This is a genomic window from Tunicatimonas sp. (assembly GCF_049647865.1).
GTDB lineage: Bacteria > Bacteroidota > Bacteroidia > Cytophagales > Cyclobacteriaceae > Tunicatimonas.
In genome coordinates, this window is record NZ_JBARYM010000928.1 from 1 (window position 1) to 2110 (window position 2110).

The following is a 2110-nucleotide window of genomic DNA, read 5'->3' on the forward strand; positions in this document are numbered from 1 at the left end:
GTCCCCCCGGCAACATTCAGATCGATTTTCTGCATGGGAGCTACCCGAAAAATCAAGTCTTGCCAATTGGTGTTCGGTAAACTTTCGGGATTTTCCAATTCTTCGGGCCAGGTATATTTATATTGTCCCCGGGCTTCAATAGTATTAGGGGCATTAGGATTACCCCCTGTTTCAATCCATCCGTTTTGCGCCGCATCAATTGAGGCCTGAGCGTACTCATAGGAATCCATAACATCAATTCTATCAATAACCTCCTGCAAACCGTAGGAGTAATTTAGGCTAACTTTAGCCTTACCCGACTGGCCGCTTATAGTGGTCACTAATACCACTCCATTAGCTCCCCGAGAGCCGTAAATGGCAGCCGAGGCAGCATCCTTCAGCACTTCAATGGATTTGATGTCTGCCGGATTGAGGATATTTAAGTCATAAGTGGGTAGTGGTATCCCATCTACTACAATCAGAGGGGAGCTATTAGCCGAGATGGAATTGATTCCTCTAATCTGGATAGAAGTAGAACTACCCGGTCGGCCATTTCCATTGAGTACCTGAACGCCGGGTAATTTTCCGTACATCGCTTGCCCCATTTCTACCATAGGACGGCTTTGTAAATCAATATCCATATCGACCGTTCCTTGCGCACCGGTGATGTCTGCTTTCTGTTTGGTGCCGTACCCTACGACTACCACCTCCGAAAGCGATTGAACATCGGCTGAGAGGGTTAGATTAATTGTGGTACGACCATTAATTGCTTCTTCGGTAGTTTCGTAACCTATGGACGAAAATACTAGCGTGGTCACTTCGTCTTCTAAAGTTAGTCGATAGTTACCCTCTATGTCGGTGACCGTACCCGTAGCCGTACCTTTCGCCAGAACATTCACCCCGGGCAAGGGATCACTCGTGGATAAATCAGTTACTTGGCCACTGATGGTCTGGACGATAGTGGATTGCGTGCGTAGAGACTGAGGAGCCTGAATTACGCTGGGGACTAGTTTATGCGATAAGCTTGCCTCTTGGCGAAAAAATTTGTTTTCTAACTTCTTAGGTTGAACTTGCCGAGCCAAGTAAATTACGTACGTATTATCTTCAAAGCGTTTGGCCCGTAACTGGTGGCGTCGAAGCAGCGTGTTCAGATACGCTTCTACATCGGTTGGGGCATCCTTAACCTGAGTAGCTTTCACCGTTTTTCCTTGAATCATGGCGGCGTCGTAGTCAAAGGAAATATTCAGGTTTTGCTCCAGCTTGGTCAGTACATCAATGAGCGACGCTCGCTGATCTTGATGGATAGTTTCCGGAACGGTGTAGGCCATTTGCTGACCCAAAGCCAAGCAAGAAATCAGACAGCTCAGCAGGAGCAGTCGGGTTTTCAGAGAAGGGTAGAGGAGATGATTCATAGTTATTAGGTGTTTGTTGAAGAAAATTTAAGGTTACTCGATAGTGACTTGTCGGTTTTGGTACGCAATATCCAGTTCGTAGAGCAGCGAGAATTTGTCAAACAGGAGTTCGGTACGGTTGGTCGGTACCGAACCAGTGTACTTTTGTTGTAGCCAAGAAGAATCTTGCACATTTATCTGCCAGCCGTAGGTGTTCTCTAAGCGATCCAGGATATTACGTATTGGTTCTTCACTAAATATGAGTACCTGATCTTTCCAGGAGATAAAATGCTGAGCATTCACCGTTTTCTTCCGAATGCCCGCGCGGGTGTCGAGTTCAGCTAGTTCGTTGGGACGAAGTAGCACCGAATCCTGTTGCTCATGACGGATCAGCACCTTTCCCTCGTGCAGCACTACTTGGGTATTTTCCGGGCGATTCTGCACATTAAACTGAGTGCCGCGCACTTCTACTAGCAGGTCGTTAGCGTGCACTGTGAATTTAGTTAAGTGGTTTTGACCTTGGTTCTGATGTTTGGTAACCGAAAAGAATCCTTCCCCCTCCAACCAGACTTCTCGCTCATTGCCAATCTTATCCCAGTTGTCTGAGTAACGCAAAGTAGAGTTTCCGTTTAAAGTGACTTCTGATCCGTCCGGGAGAGTGATGGATTGCTGCTCACCGTACTGGGTGCGAACGGATGTCCAATCGGAAGAAGCAGGAGTATTTAAGAATAAAGCTATTC

Annotated in this window: 2 protein-coding genes; both read right to left on the minus strand. The window is 46.9% G+C overall.

What is annotated here, in order from left to right; genetic code table 11:
• A partial coding sequence (locus WBA23_RS26195; protein WP_424585228.1) for a carboxypeptidase-like regulatory domain-containing protein occupies window positions 1–1391 on the minus strand: 1391 nt, incomplete at its 3' end.
• 33 nt (window positions 1392–1424) lie between these two features.
• The coding region (locus WBA23_RS26200) for a FecR family protein (RefSeq protein ID WP_424585229.1) at window positions 1425–2110 on the minus strand (686 nt) is incomplete at its 5' end.